Source organism: [Flexibacter] sp. ATCC 35208 (assembly GCF_001975825.1).
In the GTDB taxonomy this organism is placed as follows: Bacteria; Bacteroidota; Bacteroidia; order Chitinophagales; family Chitinophagaceae; genus Chitinophaga.
Map to the genome: position 1 here is coordinate 1 of NZ_MTKN01000145.1, position 4,232 is coordinate 4,232.

The window sequence follows — 4,232 nt, forward strand, 5'->3', positions numbered from 1 at the left end:
GGACTTTTTCAGTGCCCTCCTTATACAGCCGGGTCTTTTTAGTTATAGAAGCATCGAACAAGCATCGAACAAGCATCGAACAGCGCTTATAGAAAGGTCGAAGAAAGCTTATAGAAGCGTCGAACAAACCTTATAGAACTTCCTGTTTATTTCCATGTTTTTTCGCCTTTCTTCATCTTGTCATAAATCGCCTGATACTCCGGTATCTCTTCCTCATGCGCCAGTTCCACTGATTTTACCATCCATTTCAGGGCATTTTCCTTATCTCCCAACCTGTACAACAGGTTCGCATAAGTACCCATGGTAAATGTATTTCTTTCTATCTCCACCACTCTTTCCATCCATTTCAGGGCCTGATTTAATAAAACAGTATCCTCCGTACCATTGAATACCTTTTGCGCCATGCTGCTGATTTTGGTAGGGGAGAAGCTGGTACCGCCCTTACTCAGGTAGTCGGTCACGCTTTCCGTCATAGGCTGCCAGTCATGCGTCTTTTTCGCATCAGCTTCCATTTCCAGGATAGCGAGGAATTGGGGTCGGAATGGATCGGGTATAGAAGTCGTATCTGCATTTTTAAGCCCGAGATCCATATTGAATGTCTGTGGAATAAAGGCGGCGTGTATTTTACGCAGGGTATCGAGCGGTACTTTGATGATCTCACGATCGTAAGTCATGAGGCCATTTTCCTCAATTTCCACATCGTAAGGTTCAGTATATATGGAGCCAGACTGGCCCTGAGTTTCGTAGTCTTTTAGCTTTTTAACCATAGATGCGTAGCGGGTACTTAACTCCGCCGGGGTAATCTTTACATATCCCCAACCGGCTACAGCATCCCATTCATGGTTTTTGACAGGTACGCCGATGCCACCCCATTCACCCAATACCCTTGCTTTGCCGGGGAGTGCCGGTGCAATACCGGGGCCCGGGTAGTCATGTACATCAGCAAAGTCTGCACTGGCCCACTTTTCAGCAACCTCTTGTCCATCCATCTCGTAGTTTTCGCCGGTATGACCGTTTACAAGACGGGTAGGGTCTGTGCTCTTCAGCCATTTGGTCAGGCGGAGCTGATCGTAGGTAAACCAGCCTTCATTGAAGAGTACCCATGAAATGATGGAAGGATGGTTGTAAAGTTGTGCTACGTTAGCCGCGCTTTCTTTTTCAAAAGCCTCCTTTGCTTCAGGTTTCAGACTGGCACAGGTCACCATATCCTGCCAAACGAGCATGCCCAGTTTATCTGCATAGTAATACCACCGGGCAGGTTCTATTTTGATGTGCTTACGGATAGTGTTGAATCCCATGGCTTTGATGGCTTCGATGTCAAAGCGGAGGGCGTCGTCCGTTGGTGCGGTATAAAGACCATCCGGCCAGAAACCCTGATCGAGTACGCCAAGGTTGTAGGTATATTTATCATTCAGGTAAATCCTTTCCTGTCCTTTCGGATCTTTTTTGATAGCGATTTTGCGCATGCCGAAATAAGAAGTAACGACATCGGACGCATCGCCATTCTGAATGAGCTTCACAGAGAGGTCATAGAGAAAAGGATCTTCCGGGCTCCACAGGTGTGCTTTGGGAACAGGTATTTTGATGATTTCATTGGTTTTGCCTTTGGCGGAGCTGATTATTTTACCATTGGTGCTGGCGAATGCTGCAACCTTATAGTTTCCTGTCATGCCACCGGTTTTGACGGTGAGGGAAAGGAAACCGCCGTCTACATCAGGTGTAACCACGAGAGAGGAGATGTAGGTGTCAGGTACGGTTTCGAGCCATACGGTTTGCCAGATACCGGTGGTAGCGGTATAGCGGATGCCTTTGGGAGCCAGTACCTGTTTGCCATGGGGATTGATGCCCTGGTCAGAAGGATCCCATACGCTCACCAGTATTTCATTGTCGCGTTCTTTCAGCAGGCGGGTGATGTCGTAAGTAAAGTTCTGGTAGCCACCGGTGTGGGTGCCGGCTTGTTTGCCATTTACATAGACAGTGCTTTGCCAGTCCACGGCGCCGAAGTGTAAAAGGATCCGTTTTCCTTCAAGCCGTGAAATGGGGGGCAGGGTACGTCTGTACCAAAGTCGTTGTGAGGGCAATACAGCCTTTTTAACGCCCGATAATGCCGATTCGATAGGATAAGGCACCAGGATTTCTCCGGCGAAAATTACAGGCTTTGTAGCGTCTTTGTCAGTAATGGCGTATTCCCATAGTCCGTTTAGGTTTTGCCAGTTGTCACGGATCATCTGGGGACGTGGATATTCAGGCAGTGCGTTCGTGGGAGATACGAGTTTGGCCCAGCGGGTTTGCAGGGCTACAGGTTGTAGCTGCCAGTTGGTCTGCGCGTGTAAAACATGTGCTGTACAGGAAAAAGTGAGAGAAACAGCAAGGTGTTTAACAAAACGTTTCATTATAAAGGTTTAAGTGGCTAACGAATATAACTGCCACAGGGGAAGTATATCCGCAGTCATAAAAGGTGAAATATGATTAGTTGCGGATAATGAGAAAAAGTAACATCGCCCCACGCGGAATTCAGGTACAGCGGTAAAGCTGTCCTTTTCAGGATTTTTTTAATAATCAGACGCATGAAAGTTGGGCATTAGGCTGATAGGGAATTATTACGCATTACTTGAATCAAATGTGAGGAAAGAAACTGAATCTGCAAGTAGAAAGTGACCGGCGGTAGCTTCATTAGTAAAGGAATAAAGAGGCAGTGCGTGTAGCAAATGATGTAGTAATACAATACCCGGCCGATTCTTATAGCTGGTACATGTTGGGAAAGGCATACAAAGATGATGGCAAAATAAAAGAAGGGAATAAATGTTTTGAAAGAGCTGTGAACCTGGATAAAGATAATGTTGAAGCACTTGCCGCATTAAATAATCAACAGGCCGGAGAATGAAATCTCCGGCCTGTTGATTATACAGAAAAACCTTATTGTATAACGATCTTCTTCGTCACAGCCGCATTTTTCGTACTGATCTGTATAAAATACAAACCCGCCGGCAAGCCCTTTCCGATATTTATCTTTGATTGATGTTGGGGTTGCTGGTCACTCACCACTGTACCTGCTGAAGGCCGGCCACCGGTAGAACAGGCATAGCACAGGTAGTATTACACACATTCAGGCGCCCGGAAGGTGCCGGCAAAGTCCGTAACATACGTATTGATCCAGCTGGGCCAGGTACCGGATGCAAAAACCATGGAGGCAGTAGTCCAGTTGATCAGGTCTGTAGAAGTAAGGTGATAGATCTGCGCACCGGTGCCAAATACATGATAGACGCCGTTCCGCTTCATAATAGTAGAAGGGTCGTGGATGCCTGTGAGACCCTGTAGGGCATAGGATGAGAGGCATACGAATAGGGAAATAATGAAAAGTGTAAAAGTTTTCATAACAGTAAAAGGGTTTTATCGGTGAAATTTAAGAAAGCATCAATTTGGGGCATACAGCAGTAGAAAAGAGGTCTTCTTTTTATTAGAGAGCATTCAATCTGGCGTTAAAGAGCTATCGTGTTAATTTTACGATTAATTAAATGCATATCTATTTGTGAATATAGCATCAGGATATGATAATTTAGATCAACCCATTTGTTAAAATGACATAAATCATGAATGTCGATTGTTATTTGCTGTAGCTTTGCAAAAATTCGAGAACGATCAGTGTTGCAAATCACTAAAATATTCAACTTCGAAACGGCACATGCACTGTATGGATACGCCGGTAAATGCAGAAACTTACACGGGCATTCCTATAAGCTGCATGTAACTGTCAGTAGTAAAACACCTGAAGAAGGATACCTGGGGGGCACGGGGATTTTGATGGACTTTAAAGACCTGAAAAAACTGGTGAATGAAAAAGTGGTTGATAAATTCGATCACCGCCTTATTCTATCCAAAGCTTACTTGGCCGCTAATCCGAATTTGGGAGAGCTGGAAAACCTCGAAATCTGGGACATCGAACCATCCGCAGAAAACATTATCCTGTATATCAAACAGGAACTGCAAGGTGGGTTCCCCGAAGATGTAGAGTTAGTTAAACTGGTTTTGTATGAAACCAGCGATTCTTACGCCGAATGGATCAAGTAATATATTTGAATCTAAGCCGCAATAGAGTGGATCAAGTCACAAACTGGTGGTTGTATCATGGGAATCATCGCATAGCTTTAAGGACCAACATTATGGTAAACTGATACACCCTTTTTCCAATAAAAGGCCTGAGCAATGCTCAGGCCTTTTTGTGTGCGCCAGGC

Annotated in this window: 5 protein-coding genes; 2 read left to right on the plus strand and 3 right to left on the minus strand. The window is 45.2% G+C overall.

What is annotated here, in order from left to right:
• Positions 1-146: 146 nt before the first annotated feature.
• The gene (locus BW716_RS34485; protein WP_083730587.1) at positions 147-2,393 is read right to left on the minus strand and encodes a glycoside hydrolase family 2 protein; all 2,247 of its coding nucleotides are present in this window, start codon (positions 2,391-2,393) and stop codon (positions 147-149) included.
• 302 nt (positions 2,394-2,695) lie between these two features.
• Here BW716_RS34485 and BW716_RS34490 point away from each other — a divergent pair, with 302 nt between their 5' ends.
• Positions 2,696-2,884 (plus strand): hypothetical protein, encoded by a 189-nt coding sequence (locus tag BW716_RS34490; RefSeq protein ID WP_083730588.1) that lies wholly within the window; start codon positions 2,696-2,698, stop codon positions 2,882-2,884.
• Between the two features lie 32 nt (positions 2,885-2,916).
• On the opposite strand, the gene BW716_RS39335 is transcribed toward BW716_RS34490, so the two are convergent.
• Both BW716_RS39335 and BW716_RS34500 read right to left on the minus strand, forming a co-directional pair.
• A complete protein-coding gene (locus BW716_RS39335; protein ID WP_368678285.1) occupies positions 2,917-3,045 on the minus strand; it encodes a T9SS type A sorting domain-containing protein in 129 nt (42 codons plus the stop codon).
• A 51-nt stretch (positions 3,046-3,096) separates the two neighbouring features.
• The gene (locus BW716_RS34500; RefSeq protein ID WP_083730590.1) at positions 3,097-3,375 is read right to left on the minus strand and encodes a hypothetical protein; all 279 of its coding nucleotides are present in this window, start codon (positions 3,373-3,375) and stop codon (positions 3,097-3,099) included.
• A gap of 267 nt (positions 3,376-3,642) precedes the next feature.
• Here BW716_RS34500 and BW716_RS34505 point away from each other — a divergent pair, with 267 nt between their 5' ends.
• Positions 3,643-4,068: a 6-carboxytetrahydropterin synthase gene (locus BW716_RS34505; protein ID WP_220388908.1), complete on the plus strand. Its 426-nt coding sequence runs from the start codon at positions 3,643-3,645 to the stop codon at positions 4,066-4,068.
• Positions 4,069-4,232: the final 164 nt, after the last annotated feature.